The sequence below is a fragment of the Enterococcus sp. DIV0574 genome (genome assembly GCF_051711125.1).
Taxonomy (GTDB): Bacteria; Bacillota; Bacilli; order Lactobacillales; family Enterococcaceae; genus Enterococcus_D; species Enterococcus_D gallinarum.
The window spans coordinates 976,441-995,053 of the sequence record NZ_JBIOMA010000001.1 but is presented as its reverse complement, the minus strand read 5'-3'; the positions used below and the strand labels follow the sequence as shown (position 1 = coordinate 995,053).

The following is an 18,613-nucleotide window of genomic DNA, read 5'->3' as shown; positions in this document are numbered from 1 at the left end:
TTTCCATCTACTTCGAAACAACTCCTAACGCCGACAGTGCCACACTGACGATCAATACGACGAAAATTGCTTTGGTTGATGTCATGTTTTTCTTTCCTAACATCCAATAGACAATGCCGACAATAGCTGCTGGTAAGAGCCTCGGCAAAATCATATCAATATTGTTTTGCATATTCAATGTGACCTCACCAATACTTGGTGCCCAAGCAAATTTTACATTGACCATTGTTGCCACTAATGCTCCTACCATAAAAACACCCAGTAATGTCGCTGCATCTGTTAATGCTGTTAAGCGGCTTTGCATGGTTGTCACAAGGGAAATACCTTCTTTATAAGCAAATTCCAGTTGTTTCCAACGAAAGATCATGACTACGATTTGTGCAGCGATCCAGATAAAGATGCCGATCGGATTTCCATTGATGGCCATATTCGCAGCCAATGCACCAAAAATCGTTGGCACTAGGGCTGCGAAAATCGAATCACCGATCGCTGCGAAAGGTCCCATCAACCCGGCTTTCAACCCTGAAATGGTATCTTTTGCCTGAAATCCCTCTTTTTCTTCGATCGCTAGATCAATCCCCGTGATAATGGTATTGAAGAAATTTGATGTATTAAAAAACTGTGTATGCGTTTTCATCATTTCTTTTAATTCAGGGGTGTTGTCCCCATAGATTTTACGTAGTTGCGGCAAAATGGTGTACAAGTAACCTGAGCCTTGCATCCGTTCATAGTTCCATCCTAGTTGGAAACCAAATAGGCTGCGCCGATTGATTTGTTGGAAGTCTTTTTTCGTTAATTTAACATTAGATTTCATCGTCTTCAATCTCTCCTTCCGAATGCTGCTCGTTTTGTGCGGTATTAGTTGCTGGACGTGCTTGTCCATTTTTGTAGCTGATAGCGGCAAGTGCGAAACCAATTAGTGCGATTGCCAACATTGGTAATGCGTTGAAGGTACCGCTGAAATCTTTTACAACACTTGCTACACTGCTGCCCAATAGTTGGATATTGCTAAATACCGTTGTTAATAATGCTGTCAAAACAAAGCCTAAAATAAGATAAGGAAAATGTTTTTTTACTGGTAAATAACGAAGTAAAATTGCAAAACCTACAGCTGGTAAGACTGCTCCGGCAACGGATAATCCATCGCCTAACCACTTTAAATCACCATTCAAATAACTAACAACGTTTTCGACTAATCCGCCACCGAAAGCCAACGCGAGAAATACAGGAACAAGTCGTGATAGCGCCCACGGTGCTGCGCCCAACAAAAAGTTTCGTTCGATGGCTTTGAAATTCATATTTTCCACGTGGGTATCGATTCTATGAGCAAAATACGTATTCGCAAAACGAGCTAAAATATCTAATTGAATCATCAAACTAGCTACCGGTACAGCAATTGCAGCAATTGCCTGTTCTGGATCCATTCCTAATGCAACAGAGAATGCCGTGGCCAAAACCGTTCCCGAATTGGCGTCGATCCGCGAAGCACCGCCAAAAGTTCCTACACCAAGGACTGTCAGTTGCATACTACCACCAATCAATAAACCGGTTGTGATATCTCCCATCACTAACCCTGAAAAAAGACCAGCAAAAACGGGCGCACTCATTGAAGAATAGATCTGTAATTCATCTAGAATCTGATAACCTGCATATAATGATAATAATAAAATTTGCCACCAATGAATTTCCATATTGATTCTCCTATCTTTCTAAAAGGCTCATAAAGTTTTCAGCTTTATCGCTAGGGACCATTTGTGCAAAAAGTTTCACACCTTTGCTAGCAAGTTCTTTGAAATCAGCAATATCTGCGGGAACAACATTGATTGACTTGGTAATAGACTTTGTTTCAGCTGTTTGGGACATGTTTCCAACATTTATTTCAGTGATCGGCACACCTAATTCCACTAGTTTGAGCAAACGGTCAGGTTTTTTAGCAACAATCAACAACCGTTGAGAATCATATCTTCCAGCCAAAATATTGGCAGCTGCTTTCTCAATCGGCAAGATACTTAACTTGACCCCTGCAGGCGTTGCTAATTTCAAGCCACTCTTTTCGATTGGATTTTCTGCTACATCGTCGTCCACAACCATAATTCGGCTAATATTCAGCTTGGTCGTCCATAAGTTTGCCACTTGTCCATGAATCAATCGTCCATCAATACGTACACCAATAATACTCATACTTTTTTCGCCTCCATCGTTTTATAAACCGGTTCTTTTCTCAAATGTACTTCTTTTGCAAAGCAGCCCTCCGTTTCAAAAATAATGATTGTATTTTCCCCGTGATTCAAAAATCCGCTTGGTACGTACAATGATAAAATTGGGCCCACTTCCCAAAAGCGTCCAACAGTGACATTGTTGACCAGAACAACTCCTTTGCCGAATCCTGTCAAATCAATAAAAGTATCTCTTTTTTCCTCTAGCACAAAGGAATAACGATAAAACCCGGGTTGTTCTGGATGCCAGTCCCGCGTAAAATCAATTGCTGATGACTTACTGAAGTCTAGCCAGTAATGAGTCCAGTTGGTCACAAAGTGCAGATCAGCCATCACACCTCTACGAATCCCTTTTCGCTGGGTCTCTGCTGTCAGCTTATGTCCATAGTTGACTCGCCCCATATTTTCTACTAGAATATCCAATTGATTTTCTTCTGCCGCTTGCTTAATCAATAAGTCTTCACCAATTTCTCCTTGATATTGCGTTGCAAGGAATGTTTCATTCAAGAAAATCTGGGCACGATCATTTCCATCAATGATCCGGAGCTTTTCTGTTTCCGCGTCCCGCCGTTTCTTCGTGCGGTACAACAAATAGCCATAAGGATGGTCCAATTGTTCCATCGTTTGCGGATAAACCGTCTTGACCGACTGACTGATTTGATCGATAACAGAAAACAAACTGACTTTATCTTGTAGTTGAAGTTCCATTGATAGAGATGTTTTGCTGCGCGGTTCGTGCTGTTCATATTCTGGAAAATGTTCTTTTAGCATTTTCTGCAATGCGTAATACTTTGCTGTCGGATTCCCTTGCTCATCCAATGGTGCATCGTAGTCATAGGAAGTGACCTGCGGTAAATCGACTGCGCCTCTAGCCGAACAACCATTCATAAATCCAAAATTAGTTCCCCCGTGAAACATATATAAATTGACACTACCGATTTCCAAAGCTTCTTTGACTGATTCAGCGAGATCATCTGGGTCTCTCCGAATAATTGGTTCATTCCAGCGATTGAACCAGCCATCCCAGAATTCCATACACATCAAAGGCCATTTTTTGTTGTGCTGATCAAAAAAATCCTGCATCGCTGCAAAGTTTTCTTTTGCCCGGGAACCAAAATTCCCTGTGACCAATACATCATCTTCAATCAAGCTGCCAGCTCGTAAGGCGGCTTGCCAAGGACCATCCGAAGTAAATAAAGGCATATCAATGCCACGGTTTATCAGCATTTCTTTGATAGCTCTCAAATAAGCTTTTTCTTCACCATATGACCCATATTCGTTTTCCACTTGGATCATTAGAATGTTCCCTCCATGACTCAACTGGTAGGGAATGATTTTTGGAAGTAATACATCGTAGTATTCCGCCACATGCGCTAAATAGCTCGGATCACATGCTCTTAATCGTCCAGACTCCTTTAGTAGCCAAGCAGGTAACCCGCCGAATTCCCATTCGGCGCATATATATGGAGAAGGTCGCAGGATGACATACAGACCAAGCTCTTGTGCCAAGGACAAAAAATGCTCTAAATCAAGAATGCCTTCAAACTGAAATAACCCTTTATGCGGTTCGTGCAAATTCCAAGGCACATAGGTTTCGACGGTATTAAATCCAAGCGCTTTCAAATTATAAAGAGAGTGCTCCCAATCATCCGGATGGACCCGAAAATAATGAATCGCACCAGATAGTAGTTTAAAAGGAGAACCATTCATTAAAAACTCTTCTTTTATTTCAAACGTAGCCATGTTCTGCTCCCATTCATTAGTAGTCAGCTTTGCAAGGTGAATTGCTCTATTGGACTGGTTGTACTACTTTCTCATGCCACGAAACGGCAGTTTCTCTTATCACTTCATTCAATTGACGAATGTTTTGTGTCCCTTGTTCTGTCAGCCATTCTAAAGTTGCCGCTTCTCCTTTTTCAACAAAAGGAGCGACTGCATCTTTCCAAGTTGCTCTGCCACAGAGTACACCGTTGAATCGTGCCCCAGCATCTTTGGCAAAACGCAATGTTTCCATGAATAATGCCGCTGAGACCCCAGCACTTAAGAAGATATATGGCAAATCTGTTGCGTCGCTTTGTTCTTTAAAATAAGCGGCAGCTTCTTGACGTGTATAGGCGATCTCCCCTGTTGCACCCCCTTCAACAAATGACATGTTTACTGGTACTTCAACCTTTAAGACATCTACTTTATACTGGGTTTTCGAGAATTCTTTCATCATTTCGATCACTTTGCGCGGTTTTGCTTTGGCATAGGAAAGCGATTTCGTATCTACATTTTTAGCATCATATGACAATAACTCTAAATAAAATGGCAGTCCTTCAGCCATGCATTCGCTTCCAATTCGTTCAACAAAAACTTGCTTGTGAAAATTGATTTCCTCTTCTTCATCGCAATCGTAATACAGCAAAAATTTCACCGCATCAGCACCTGATTCTTTAAACCGAATAACTGAACAATCCGGAAGCAAATCAGGAAAGCGACCAGGAACGGTTTGATCGTAACCGGTTTTCTCATATGCTAGCAAAAGACCGCTCTCTGCTGCACGTTTTTGTGCAGCAGGCAACCCATATTCTGGATCCAATAAAATGGCTGAGGCATAGGGCGTCAATTCTTGTGAAATCAGGGTTTTAAACCGCTCAATCGTTTCTTTCGTCGCTTCCATCCCTAAAGCTGACATCATTTTCTTCAGTGCACCACGCTGATCAATCGCCAGGGCGGTAATAATGCCTTCCGGCGTCGATAAACGTTCCATTGCTTGTCTTTTATTTTCGGACCATTCTAACATGCTTCACACTCTTTCCTAATTTTCATATGGATAAATCGTTACACCTTTGACCACACGATTGACTGTTCCACTTGGCGATGGTGTATCTGGTGTATTACCAACCTTCACCGAACAAAGTAATGCGATCGTTTGGGCTACCATGATATCTGCTAAAGCAAGATAGCCATCCGGCAGTAACGAATCTGCAGCTAACTCAAAGGAATCACCACTAAACAATGAACCCTTTTGACCAATTCCAACAACGCGTTGGGCAATACCGTCATTTTTGATTTCGTCCAGCATATCTACATCGTATTTCTGCGTATATGAGTCATTGCTGACAAACAGGAAAACCAATGTTTGCTCATTGACAAAAGATTTGGGACCATGTCTGAATCCTAAAGATGTATCAAAAACGGTTGCGATTTTTCCAGCAGTTAACTCGAGAACTTTTAATTGTGCTTCTCTAGTCAATCCGCCTAAGCTTCCCGAACCTAAGTAAATGATGCGATGAAAGTCTGATGCCAGATACCCTTGGATCTCTGATTCTCGTTGGATGACTTCTTCTCCTAGTCGGCTTAATTGATGAACATATCTTTCTTTTTGCTGATTGCTTGCTTGATCAAAAATAAGTAGCGCAGTCAGCGTCATACAGCTGAAACTGCTTGTCATAGCAAAACCAGCGTCATTGGCTTTGTTTGGCATTAGTAAAACTAGATTTTCTTTTTTTGTAGGCATTTGTGTAGCCAATAATCCGTCTGGTGCACAGGTGATCACGATATGATAGATCTTGTTGACCAGCTGATTGGCCATCTTAACTGCGGCTAGACTTTCTGGACTATTTCCACTGCGGGCAAATGAGACCAAGATCGTTGTCTCATCAGGAATCAGGTATTCTTTTGGCGTAGCAACGATATCGGTCGAACCAATACTTTGAAAAATGAACTGATTCGTATTTCCTTGACTAGTAAGAAACGGAATTAGTGTATCCCCCACATATTGAGAGGTTCCGGCCCCTGTAAAAATGACGCGGATCGGTCGCTCTCCAGCATGTTGTTTCGCATCCGTAAACAAACGATCTAGATCTGCGACTGTTTCTTGATAACGGTCAAACGTCTCATGCCACAGTTCCGGTTGTTGTCGAATTTCTCGGGTAGTATTTTCTGCTCCTAGCTTTTGCAGTTCTTCTTTTGACAACATAAACATTTTCTTTCCTCCAATTCAGTTAGTGGAACGCAGATGCCTGATCTTATAATGAAACTTATCGGCCCGTGCCACACTTAATGTAAATTCAATTACTTCGTTCTCGAGATTATAGGTTGAGCGAACTAAATGGAGCACTGGTGATCCTTCTGGAATATTTAGCAGCTCACTATCTTCTTTCTGGGCAATACTGGCATAAAATTCTTCGTCAGCCGATCGTACCATTTGATTGAAATCTTCAGAAAACAAATCGTATAACGGTTTTATCGATAGCAGTTCCCGAGATAGTGTCATAAATAGCTTCACTGGCAAATAGGATTTCTCGATCATCATTGGCAGATCGTCGGCTAAACGCAAACGGTCTAACTGAAACAAAGGTTCACCTAATTGAACATTCATATGCCCCGCTAAATACTTGGTTGCTTCAATCTTCTTGAAGGCCAATATCTTGGTTTCAGGATGTTTGCCCATTGCCCGCATTTGTTCGGTAAAACTATATGCGCCAGCTAGATCAGTCGCATTTGTCCTTAATTCCGAAACAAAGGTTCCTTTTCCATGTTGTCGATAAATGTAGCCCATTTTTTCCAGTTCTTGCAAGGCTAGTCGCACCGTCGTGCGACTAACGCCATAAAAACTGGTCAACTCTCTTTCTGATGGCAGCTTATCATGAGCGACCATACTGTTTTCGATTCGTTGTTTCAATATTTCTACCAGCTGATAATAAAGTGATTTTGATTGAAATGTATTTTGCATCGATGTCTCTCCTAACTGGTTATAACCACAATACGAGTATAGTAGTGGTATTTTTTATGAGTCAATACTAAGATCAGTTTTTTTTGTATTTTCATTTTTGGTCTTGTTAATATGATTGGTATCATTGACTTTAACAGGCATAAAAGAAAATGAAAAATGATTTTCCAACTATTTTCATTCAAGAACAACTTCTATTTTTTTCTTTTTCGCACTTCAACTGGTATCTTTTTTTTATTAGCTACACTCCTTCATCAGCAAGCGGTTTATCTCAGACTATCAAAAAAAGCGAATCGAGGAGATCAAATATAGGTCCTCAACTCGCTTATTAAACTGACGATAGCGTTATACGTGCTAGACGATTTCCAAGTGGCTCAAAGATAGCTCTCCACCCCTGTCATATGCGGTAATAATCATTTCTGAAGCTGAGAGATCCGTTATTTGCTGATAAGTTCACCCATTGTGAGAAGTAATTGGCAACAGAGATCCCTTTTTCAGTCAATCCCTTGAGATCCATCCATTCTTGCTTCATTCGACTATTGTGATATGATTGACCATTGAATCAGCATGTTTCTGCCCCCTGCAATCCATTGAGCCGCAAGTAAAACAACCTGATTCATTTCTAAAAGATGATTATTCTTTCACAATAGCATCTTTATCCTTCCCAGTTAATCGAATATAAGCTATTTAGAAATTCTTCCCATACTTCTTTTTTTATATCACTCTCTAAGACAAACTCAAAAACTTTTTCAATCTTTAAATTATCGTCATTTAGTCCTGCATACCATTTGTAATCAGGGGCCTCATTTTTCATACGATCCTCAAATAACTTTTCTATACATTTGTCAGTAAGAAAGTTATCTGTTTCTTGACTTGTTCGTTTGTAGAATTTCCATATATTACCATTTGTATACAAAACTTTTTTAAACCATAGTATTTGTCCTAAGAGTTGGCCTAAATCTTGATTCAGTTCATTTCCTGGTTTTTTTGCTTTCTCAAATTCTGATATTAGATCGATTGATTCTAGATCTAATAGCTTCTCATCGACATTTTTTACTTCAACGCAGCCATAAATCAAATTTTTATTCGCTATATTTACACTTCCCCCGGCAAGATTATCTGAATTATCAAACCGTTCATCCAAGATGACAAAATCAGGAAATGAAGATAAGCCATAGAATATCTGACCTTTTGGACTCCTACTTCGCAAGCTTACATCTCTTAAAGATAGCCTAGACATATTTTTGCCAGCCTTAATCATTTCCGCAACTAGATGATATAGGTCATTTTCAATCCAGTTTTGTCTTTTAATCAGGTTTAATTCTCGCATATAGTATTCAAATTTCTGATTTCTCATGAAAAATCATTCCTCTTTATTTACTCATTTCTCTAGCACCTAAATCTCGCTGGACATCGTTTCCCACTTAACACGCTATTTTCATGATCTATTTTTATTGTTTGCCTCCCTTATGAGTTGTTGACATTCAGTATTCATGAATTAATCGTCAGACGGATTAAAGATGGATCTCCAACCCGTCATATGCGGTAATGATCATTTCTGAAGCTGAGAGATCTGCCATCTCTTGATAGGTTCTCCCTCCATTGTGAGAGAAATGATTGGCGACAAAGATCGTCTTTTCAGTCGCTAACTTGCGATCCATCAGCTCCTGTTTCATTTGAATATTTTGCGACCAATTCATATGATTGGCCATCTGGTCAGCATTGGTCTGCCCCGTGCAATCCATTGATACACAATCAAAAATAAACTTATTTGCTTCTAAAAAAGCAAACATCTCTTCCGTCAAGTAGCCTGTATCGTGTCCATAGAGAAGTGTTTTGCCTGTTGGATCTTTGATGACATAGATAAAACAATCTTCGGCAAAATGACCATGTTGTGCCGGTAAAGAATACACTTCATAGCCATTGATCCATGTTTTTTGATACGCTTCCAAAAGATGATACGTCAGGCGTTGTTCATCGTAACGTCCTTCCAATTGGAACGCTCGGTCATAAAAACCTTTCACATAGGCATTGCCATAGACAGCCAATTGAGTCGTGATCCCATTGGCATATCCGGACATTCGATAAGCTAAATCTTCTCCGTAAAAATGATCTGAGTGCCAGTGGGTCAGCAATAATGCTTCGACGCGATTATAATCCACTCGACCACTCAATCGGTGCAGGTAACTGTCCCCAGGAAAATCGATCAAAAGCTTGCCATCATCCAACAACGCTTGCGTTTGGGTCCGAATCTCCCGGCCTTTTTTCTCCATCGCATGACGGCAGATCCTACAATTACAAAATATGGCTGGAACACGTTCTGCCGCAGCAGTACCCAAATAAGTGACTTTCATCCTCATCCCTCATTTCAATTTTTATCTTTGTTTAGGTATAGCATAATTTTTATCGACTTTCATGACTTTTTCGAGATTCTAATCAAACTTTTCTTCGGATTCAATCGAATCCTCAGTCAGAACAAAAGACAATTTTCGGGATACTGTTAAAAAACATGCAGCTACATGATCAGCCTTATTTACTTGCGCATAAGGTATTAAAGCAAATGATAGACCCCTCCTGACCAAAAGAAAAAAGCCCTTGAAAACAAGGGCTTTTGCTTCATCTGATAATAAATGATTAACGACGAATTTCTTTGATACTTGTGAAAAGTCATTAAAGTATTGATATAAAAGTTTTTCTCTTTTTCTGACTACACTTTGACTAAAGCATAGTCACAACACCTATTTTAGATTCTAAAATACCTGCACTTCTGCCAAAATCTAATTTTCTAATGAATCAAAAGCAAGCAAAGGCTTTATTCTTTCGTTTGATGTTAAATGCCGATATATTTTTGAAGTTGTACTATCTGTATGACCTAAACGATCCTTTAAAACATCCCAACTGCAATACTCAGCTACTAAACTAGCCATCGTATGACGAGCCAGATGAGTATGGAAATTTTTGTTGATTCCACATCTCTCTACACAGCGCTTAACGTGGTCATTTACATATTCACGACGATAAGGAACTCCACGCTTACCAGGATCAAGATAAACAAATAAATAAGTCTCGTCTACAACAAAATTGCTATTTCTTTTTGTTTTATTTAATACATCAATTAATTCGTGCAATTTCTCCATTACTAACGGTGTGACAGGTACTCTTCTAGCAGAACTAACAGATTTTGTAGTTTCAATTCGAAAATCTTTGCTTTTTCCTTTTACTGCCGTCTGCTTATAAAATAAGATTTCATTTCGTTCAAAATCTATATCTTGAGGTTGTAAAGCAAGTGCTTCACTCACACGACACCCAGTATAAAACAAAACATGAAAAAGAACAGACATGGGTAATTCTTCATAAATGATCCCATAATTTAAAAAAGTTCGCAATTCATCTACTGTTAAAAACTTATCTTCTAAACTATTAACAGACTCTTTTAAATCTTCAACTGTTAACTGATACTTAGGCATTTTTACAAACTCCATTGGATTTTCATTTATCAAATTCTTTTTCTTACAATATTTAAAAATCATATTTAGAACTTGAACAAGAGATTGTAAACTATTTTTAGCATAACCAACATCAATGCCGTCAATTCCTTTTTCTTTTAAAATAAAAAGGAATTTTTGTAGTTCTTCTGAAGATAAACTGCTTAATTTTTTATCACCAATCCATCGATTAAGTATTTTTACCTGTTCTTCTCGCTTATCATATGTTGCCCTCTTTTGTTCGTTTAGTGATCGATAATATTCAAACCACTTTTGACTAACCACATTGAATTTATCATTACTAGCAATTCTTTTTTGCTTATTTCTGTGTTGTTTTTCCATTTCAAGATAAGCTAGCTGAGCCTCACGCTTAGAATTAAAACCTCGTCTCGTAGTTCGAAAAGCCTGAAAGTACCAAGTAATTTTTCCTGTTGCAGTAATATGTTTTTTAAAACGACTCATATTTTCCATTTGTTTTTACCCCCAATTATGAAGGAACCCAACAATCGGAAACTCTTGAAAATCTTTCTATTTATAAAATAATTATACAATATACAGACGAAAAAATAAATTCTACAATTCTCGTAATAAACGAAACTGATCACAAAAGTATTCTTCCTTTCCTTTTTTTATCCACTCCAAAATATCATCTCTAAGGTAATGCCCTTTGATGCCAAACCAGCATCTTGGAAAATTATCTAGTTTTATAAGACGATTTAAAGTACTATCACTTATTTGAAATTGTTCTTTTAGATCTTTATTTGTTAAAACTAACGGTAGGTCATTTATTCTCTTTACTTTATTGATAGAATCCTCTAGCTTTTTGGGATTAAATAAACAATTTTCTAACTCTGATGAATTATTTTTATTGTTATTCTTTGACATGATTATCTCTTCCCTTCTATTATTAAGGATTAATCTATCAGCTGCCTTTGTCAAAAGCACATAGGAATTTCACCTCTCCCCAAGTTTACGGCGAGCCTTACGGAAGTATCATTATCCCAACCTCAAATCATCGCTTTTTATTGACTATAAAAATTATTTTAGAATATTTATCGCTCCTTCTTTATAATAAGAGATCATGGCGTAACTAAAATATGCTCCTTGAAGTGTTAACGTACTGATAGAATATATTTATTTTTCAATGAACAATAGGTTTTCTACCTAAAAGAATCCGCTAATCTAAAGTATTAGAAGACTCTTTTTGGTAGAAAAAGTAGAAAGGGGAGTTTTTAGCTAGTTAACTTTAAATTTCAATATAGCTTCTATTAATTTAACTTCTAATTGCCTTAGCATATATTCATCCACATAGGTAATAAATTGCCCCACCTCATTAAATCCATTTGTTAAACATAACTTAGCTATATAATTATGATAATGTTTGAGTATCATCTTGATCGAAATTGGATCTTCTTCTAGAGCAGATAGGATAATAGATAGTGGAACTAATGGATACTGCCATTTTTTGGGTTTATCTACCATAGGTCATACCCCATTTTCAATTGTTCAACTGCCTTCGTTCGTTGATACCAGATACCACTTGTACTCATATTGAGAATTCTACCGATTTCAGCATCATTAAAATCGGCAAAATAATAAAGTAGAATAATCTTCCTTCTTATATCCGATAACTGATCAATTGCTGCTGATAACTTCTGATCTGAAATTAATATCTCCATTCCAAATAAGAAATAGACATCTTGTTCATCAAAATTAGTTTGTGGATACTTCCCTTCATTTACATCATTCAGTGGTTCCTCATTATCTTTTATTCTAGTGTTTCGTTTTCGAATAGACTTAGCTTCGTTTCGTAATACTTTTTTGCAGTAGGCATCAAATTGGTGTTGTATAGATTTCTCATTGTAGTTTTGTTGCACGATAAATATGCTCCTTTTCCCCTTTCCACTAATACAACAATCAGAGAGTGCCTTTTTTTCGAAAAAACTAAAAAAATAATCATACTTTTTAGGTGGAATTTCATTCTCAAAAAAAAAAAAAAAAAACGATTAGTATCACTAATCGTTTTTGAGTATTCCTTGCAAAAGCCAAATTACTTTTATAGTTAAAATTTGATATTGATAATCATCCTTCTTTCGGTAGTGGGTAATCATTTTGATCTTTCTATTCTACTTGATGATTTTTTAGACTCTCTCTTTTTATAATCAATTAGGCCTAAACTTCCCAACAATAGAAGACCACCAAAGATAGTAATCATATTTGTATCCTCTTCACCTGTTTTGGGTAACATTTTCGCTTTTTTAGCTTGTTTCCCTACTTGTGTAGTGTCCACTGGGGTGACGACTTCCACTTTACTTCCTTCTGGAAGATTGAGAATGTTGTCCGTTAGGTCAACTCCTTCTCCTTTATGAACTTCTTCTGGCATGATTTGTTCTGGTTCAATTGTTGGAATTGGTTTGATTTCTACCCAATCTACTTTATCTTTGACTGTTACTGGTACCTTAACCGTTGTACTTGATCCATCTGGGAAGGTGACTTTCACTTCTCCTTTATGTTCACCTACTTGTGTAGTGTCCACTGGGGTAACGACTTCCACTTTACTTCCTTCTGGAAGATTGAGAATGTTGTCCGTTAGGTCAACTCCTTCTCCTTTATGAACTTCTTCTGGCATGATTTGTTCTGGTTCAATTGTTGGAATTGGTTTGATTTCTACCCAATCTACTTTATCTTTGACTGTTACTGGTACCTTAACCGTTGTACTTGATCCATCTGGGAAGGTGACTTTCACTTCTCCTTTATGTTCACCTACTTGTGTAGTGTCCACTGGGGTAACGACTTCCACTTTACTTCCTTCTGGAAGATTGAGAATGTTGTCCGTTAGGTCAACTCCTTCTCCTTTATGAACTTCTTCTGGCATGATTTGTTCTGGTTCAATTGTTGGAATTGGTTTGATTTCTACCCAATCTACTTTATCTTTGACTGTTACTGGTACCTTAACCGTTGTACTTGATCCATCTGGGAAGGTGACTTTCACTTCTCCTTTATGTTCACCTACTTGTGTAGTGTCCACTGGGGTAACGACTTCCACTTTACTTCCTTCTGGAAGATTGAGAATGTTGTCCGTTAGGTCAACTCCTTCTCCTTTATGAACTTCTTCTGGCATGATTTGTTCTGGTTCAATTGTTGGAATTGGTTTGATTTCTACCCAATCTACTTTATCTTTGACTGTTACTGGTACCTTAACCGTTGTACTTGATCCATCTGGGAAGGTGACTTTCACTTCTCCTTTATGTTCACCTACTTGTGTAGTGTCCACTGGGGTGACGACTTCCACTTTACTTCCTTCTGGAAGATTGAGAATGTTGTCCGTTAGGTCAACTCCTTCTCCTTTATGAACTTCTTCTGGCATGATTTGTTCTGGTTCAATTGTTGGAATTGGTTTGATTTCTACCCAATCTACTTTATCTTTGACTGTTACTGGTACCTTAACCGTTGTACTTGATCCATCTGGGAAGGTGACTTTCACTTCTCCTTTATGTTCACCTACTTGTGTAGTGTCCACTGGGGTGACGACTTCCACTTTACTTCCTTCTGGAAGATTGAGAATGTTGTCCGTTAGGTCAACTCCTTCTCCTTTATGAACTTCTTCTGGCATGATTTGTTCTGGTTCAATTGTTGGAATTGGTTTGATTTCTACCCAATCTACTTTATCTTTGACTGTTACTGGTACCTTAACTGTTGTACTTGATCCATCTGGATACGTAACTTCTATCGTTCCTTCATACTCACCTGGCTGGGTTGTATCAATGACACCTTCTGGTGTAGCATCGTTCACTTTCGTGCCTTCCGGCAACTCTTCCAAGTTAGTTACATTATCCGTCAGATCAATCGTTCCTCCGTAGTTGACTTCTTCTTTTTCTACTTCTGGAGTATATTTTTCAGCATCATTTCGATTGTCCACTACTTCCACTGGAACTTTCACTGTATCTTTTGTTCCATCTGGATACGTAACTTCTATCGTTCCTTCATACTCACCTGGCTGGGTTGTATCAATGACACCTTCTGGTGTAGCATCGTTCACTTTCGTGCCTTCCGGCAACTCTTCCAAGTTAGTTACATTATCCGTCAGATCAATCGTTCCTCCGTAGTTGACTTCTTCTTTTTCTACTTCTGGAGTATATTTTTCAGCATCATTTCGATTGTCCACTACTTCCACTGGAACTTTCACTGTATCTTTTGTTCCATCTGGATACGTAACTTCTATCGTTCCTTCATACTCACCTGGCTGGGTTGTATCAATGACACCTTCTGGTGTAGCATCGTTCACTTTCGTGCCTTCCGGCAACTCTTCCAGATTAGTTACATTATCCGTCAGATCAATCGTTTCTCCATAGTTGACTTCTTCTTTTTCTACTTCTGGAGTATATTTTTCAGCATCATTTCGATTGTCCACTACTTCCACTGGAACTTTCACTGTATCTTTTGTTCCATCTGGATACGTAACTTCTATCGTTCCTTCATACTCACCTGGCTGGGTTGTATCAATGACACCTTCTGGTGTAGCATCGTTCACTTTCGTGCCTTCCGGCAACTCTTCCAAGTTAGTTACATTATCCGTCAGATCAATCGTTCCTCCGTAGTTGACTTCTTCTTTTTCTACTTCTGGAGTATATTTTTCAGCATCATTTCGATTGTCCACTACTTCCACTGGAACTTTCACTGTATCTTTTGTTCCATCTGGATACGTAACTTCTATCGTTCCTTCATACTCACCTGGCTGGGTTGTATCAATGACACCTTCTGGTGTAACATCGTTCACTTTCGTGCCTTCCGGCAACTCTTCCAAGTTAGTTACATTATCCGTCAGATCAATCGTTCCTCCGTAGTTGACTTCTTCTTTTTCTACTTCTGGAGTATATTTTTCAGCATCATTTCGATTGTCCACTACTTCCACTGGAACTTTCACTGTATCTTTTGTTCCATCTGGGTACGTAACTTCTATCGTTCCTTCATACTCACCTGGCTGGGTTGTATCAATGACACCTTCTGGTGTAACATCGTTCACTTTCGTGCCTTCCGGCAACTCTTCCAGATTAGTTACATTATCCGTCAGATCAATCGTTTCTCCATAGTTGACTTCTTCTTTTTCTACTTCTGGTTCATAAAATTCAGCATCACTAGAAAGTTTCTTATAATATAAATTAATGACATTTCCATCTTTTTGTGTAATTATTAAACTTTCAGGATCGGCAGTCACAAACTCATAATTACTAATTTCGTATGTTTCCCCCATATCCATTCCATTAATTTCTTGACCAAACGTAGAAACTAAATAGGTTGATTCACGTAACTTCAATAATTGTTCTGTATCTTTGGTTGAATAATCATAGAAATTAATAGTAGTAGGGAATAAATTAATATAACTTGAAGCAAGTGAGTTTCTTACTACCCTCTCTTGATCATTTTTTTTATCCGTAAACCATGTTTTAATTTCTGCTGATACCAATTGACCTTCATCTTCAATTAAAGGTTTAGGCATAACAGGAATATCAATAAAGTTTGCACCAACAAATGGAGAGGAACTCACAGTATTCATAAAACTTTCAACCGCATTCACATAGTAAACTCCGTTTTCATACTGACCCGCTTTATCTTTGTTGACTTCAATTTTAATTTTATTATCTACAAACATATTCTTTTTCAACATGACAGGTGCATTTGATCCACCGTCATGATGGTTGATACTACTTTCTCTGTATACTTGCCAAATCGTAATATAATCATCATCTGAAACTAAATTTAATATTTGTGGATCAATCTCAATATTAAATGAAACAGGTCGACCTAAATCAAGTGCCGTTCCATATAAAAGATTATTCATGATTGTATTCTGAACCCTAATCAGACTTTTATCAGTTCCTTCGAGAGTATTACTGAACTGACCATCGCTCCCCATTTGCTTTCCTTCATAAGTAGTAGTAATTGTATGCACAGATGGTGAGTTTAACCAATTTGAATTATTTTCAATTGACTCCTGTTTTGATAGATCAATAATAGTATTTTTATTTAAACTTTCTTTAGCAATAGTTGCAACACCAGAACTTGATTGACCTTGTAAACGAAGTTGAACACCAAACTTATCCCTTCCAAGCTCTTGCTGTAACTCTGCGACATCTTTCGATAATTTTATATAGATATTCGCTTCATATCTTTCAGCCTCGAGAGGAACAGATGGAAATACCCCCCAGTTTCCAGATAGCGCGCCTCGACTCTTAGGATTCGTGCCCGGAATACGTATGAAAAATTTATCTAATAACACACGATAGATTCCGCCAGTTTTTTGATCTACTTGTGCATAAGCATCACTTACACCTGTCGGAGTTCCAAAAGTATTTACATTGCTCAATGTATTAGTATCTACTTTTTCAAAATATCGTTGGTACCCAACTTGTGCACCGATGTTTACGGTATTTTTTATGTTAATTTCTTCAATATATTTCGTAAGCTCTGGATCCACACGAAGATAAATCCAATCAATTGAAGCAGGCGTTGCTGCAGCTCTGTAAGCCATTTTCAAATGTAATTGAGTGGGATCATCAGTTTTTACACCCACATAAGTAATTCCAGTCTGAGTAATCAAACTTCCAGAAATGTTAGAATTGTCTGGTAGTGCCCAATCTTCTAAAAAGTTTTCTCCAGTTTGAACATCAAGACTCCTAACACTTCTACGTAAAGTTCTTGATGCTGATGATGAATTATTTTCCTCTAATAAAGAAATACTATCTTTTTTGATCGTTTTTTGTGGAGTAACATTTTCTATAGCAGTATCTTCTAAATTAACTAAGTCCCTTGTTGTATTAGATAAAACTGTCGTATCTTTATCTACTTGTGAAGTATTGCTTTTTATACTTTCTTCTGTAACTCTTGTCATCTGATTCTCAACTAAAGCAGCATCATCGCTATCTTCATGAGGATGTACTTCTAATTGTTGAATAGCATCATTATCAGTCAAGACTTCCTTTTGAATAATACTCTCTGACTGAACTTCAATACTATCTTCAGATAAATTTGTATTTTCTTGATTGTTAGTAGTTTCACCAAATGAATTTTCTGATTCAGAAATGGTTGCTTTCGAAGCTAGTTCTAGATCTTTATTTATAGCACTATCTTCCGACACATCAATATTTTGTTTTTCTTCTGAATTACTTTCTTTTAGAATAGAATTATTCAAAGTAGATTGGATTTCAGTTGATTGATTTATCTCCGTTGTTTCACTAGCAAAAGAAACTGTAGGACAAGAAATTAATCCTATTCCTAAAAACATTGCACCGATAATGAAAGAAGCCGCTCCACCTCCTCCTTTTTTCTTTTTAATTGCGTACTTAAACTTCTTCTCGCTTCTTTGATAAAACATACTTTATCCTCCTAACATAAAAAGTTATCAAAAAGAAAACCTAAAAACGAACGTTCATTTTATAAGAAAGGTTAGAATAGATTCCCTTTCTCAATTTATATGTTAAATTAAATTTATAATATTTTCAATATGAACGTTCACTTTTTATTAGTCACAAAAGATCTATTTCTTTTGTATTCATTTAACCTTTTTTCTCGTTGATAATAATAAAGGGAAGGATTTAATTTATAATCAAATGAGAATGATACTCAAATAAAGGAGGAATCTTAGTAGAGATTATTATGAGTAAAAACGAATTTTTTTAATATAAATTCACTTAATAAGTCAAATAAGACTGCCAATAAAATGATGTTCCTCAAGTAAAAAACAGCTAAAACTCTTTCTAAAGTGGCTGACTACTAACCATATAGTGGGGAAAAGATAAATAAAAACAAACAAGTGATTATATACTCAACAATCAGTTTAACCATTGCATCCATTCTAAAAGATGCTGATCGCCATTATCAAATAAAGAAATTTTTCAACTTTGAAAAAAGGTTCATAAACTCGACATTTCTTATTAAAAACTTAACTCATAGTATTCTTCCTAAAATAAACATGATAATAATATCAATATACAACGATCTTATAGAGGTTATTAGCAGTATAGATTGCATAAGTTTCTTTTCACGTTTTCTTTTTCTTTTCCTTCAAAGAAAAAGAACAGATCTTTCTTATTAAAAAATTTGTTTTGAATAAAATGGATAGGATGACTTCATTTTAGTAAAAGCTGAAAATAAAGAATCTAGAAAGTCTATTCTTAGAAAATTTAGTTCTTTATTGC

14 protein-coding genes are annotated in these 18,613 nt (G+C 37.3%); all 14 read right to left on the bottom strand.

Annotated elements, in window-relative coordinates; all coding sequences use genetic code 11:
- Positions 1–7 precede the first annotated feature (7 nt).
- Positions 8–814 carry a PTS system mannose/fructose/sorbose family transporter subunit IID gene (locus tag IGJ45_RS04840; protein WP_409532072.1) on the bottom strand — a complete coding sequence of 269 codons (807 nt, stop codon included), beginning with the start codon at positions 812–814 and terminating at the stop codon, positions 8–10.
- On the bottom strand, positions 804–1,691 hold the full coding sequence (locus IGJ45_RS04835) for a PTS mannose/fructose/sorbose/N-acetylgalactosamine transporter subunit IIC (RefSeq protein WP_409532073.1): 888 nt from the start codon (positions 1,689–1,691) through the stop codon (positions 804–806). Before IGJ45_RS04835 ends, IGJ45_RS04840 begins: the two co-directional genes overlap by 11 nt.
- A 10-nt stretch (positions 1,692–1,701) precedes the next feature.
- Complete coding sequence (locus tag IGJ45_RS04830) at positions 1,702–2,181, bottom strand: PTS system mannose/fructose/N-acetylgalactosamine-transporter subunit IIB (RefSeq protein WP_003127719.1); 480 nt, start codon at positions 2,179–2,181, stop codon at positions 1,702–1,704.
- On the bottom strand, positions 2,178–3,959 hold the full coding sequence (locus tag IGJ45_RS04825; RefSeq protein WP_409532075.1) for a glycoside hydrolase family 35 protein: 1,782 nt from the start codon (positions 3,957–3,959) through the stop codon (positions 2,178–2,180). Before IGJ45_RS04825 ends, IGJ45_RS04830 begins: the two co-directional genes overlap by 4 nt.
- A gap of 46 nt (positions 3,960–4,005) precedes the next feature.
- Positions 4,006–5,001: a tagatose-bisphosphate aldolase gene (gene lacD, locus IGJ45_RS04820; protein WP_005471951.1), complete on the bottom strand. Its 996-nt coding sequence runs from the start codon at positions 4,999–5,001 to the stop codon at positions 4,006–4,008.
- Between the two features lie 15 nt (positions 5,002–5,016).
- Positions 5,017–6,186, bottom strand: coding sequence for an SIS domain-containing protein (locus IGJ45_RS04815; protein WP_081131261.1), 1,170 nt, complete (start codon positions 6,184–6,186; stop codon positions 5,017–5,019).
- Between the two features lie 15 nt (positions 6,187–6,201).
- The gene (locus IGJ45_RS04810; RefSeq protein ID WP_060814969.1) at positions 6,202–6,936 is read right to left on the bottom strand and encodes a GntR family transcriptional regulator; all 735 of its coding nucleotides are present in this window, start codon (positions 6,934–6,936) and stop codon (positions 6,202–6,204) included.
- Positions 6,937–7,588: 652 nt separating this feature from the next.
- Complete coding sequence (locus IGJ45_RS04805; RefSeq protein WP_156232654.1) at positions 7,589–8,290, bottom strand: hypothetical protein; 702 nt, start codon at positions 8,288–8,290, stop codon at positions 7,589–7,591.
- A gap of 157 nt (positions 8,291–8,447) precedes the next feature.
- Complete coding sequence (locus tag IGJ45_RS04800; RefSeq protein WP_005471944.1) at positions 8,448–9,287, bottom strand: MBL fold metallo-hydrolase; 840 nt, start codon at positions 9,285–9,287, stop codon at positions 8,448–8,450.
- A gap of 423 nt (positions 9,288–9,710) precedes the next feature.
- On the bottom strand, positions 9,711–10,889 hold the full coding sequence (locus tag IGJ45_RS04795; RefSeq protein WP_060814972.1) for a tyrosine-type recombinase/integrase: 1,179 nt from the start codon (positions 10,887–10,889) through the stop codon (positions 9,711–9,713).
- Positions 10,890–10,991: 102 nt separating this feature from the next.
- Positions 10,992–11,303, bottom strand: coding sequence for a helix-turn-helix transcriptional regulator (locus tag IGJ45_RS04790; RefSeq protein WP_060814999.1), 312 nt, complete (start codon positions 11,301–11,303; stop codon positions 10,992–10,994).
- 351 nt (positions 11,304–11,654) lie between these two features.
- A complete protein-coding gene (locus IGJ45_RS04785) occupies positions 11,655–11,900 on the bottom strand; it encodes a helix-turn-helix domain-containing protein (RefSeq protein WP_060814973.1) in 246 nt (81 codons plus the stop codon).
- On the bottom strand, positions 11,894–12,295 hold the full coding sequence (locus IGJ45_RS04780; protein WP_060814974.1) for an RNA polymerase sigma factor: 402 nt from the start codon (positions 12,293–12,295) through the stop codon (positions 11,894–11,896). The genes IGJ45_RS04785 and IGJ45_RS04780 overlap by 7 nt, the downstream gene beginning before the upstream one ends.
- Positions 12,296–12,525: 230 nt before the next feature.
- Complete coding sequence (locus IGJ45_RS04775; protein WP_438768658.1) at positions 12,526–17,790, bottom strand: Rib/alpha-like domain-containing protein; 5,265 nt, start codon at positions 17,788–17,790, stop codon at positions 12,526–12,528.
- Positions 17,791–18,613 lie beyond the last annotated feature (823 nt).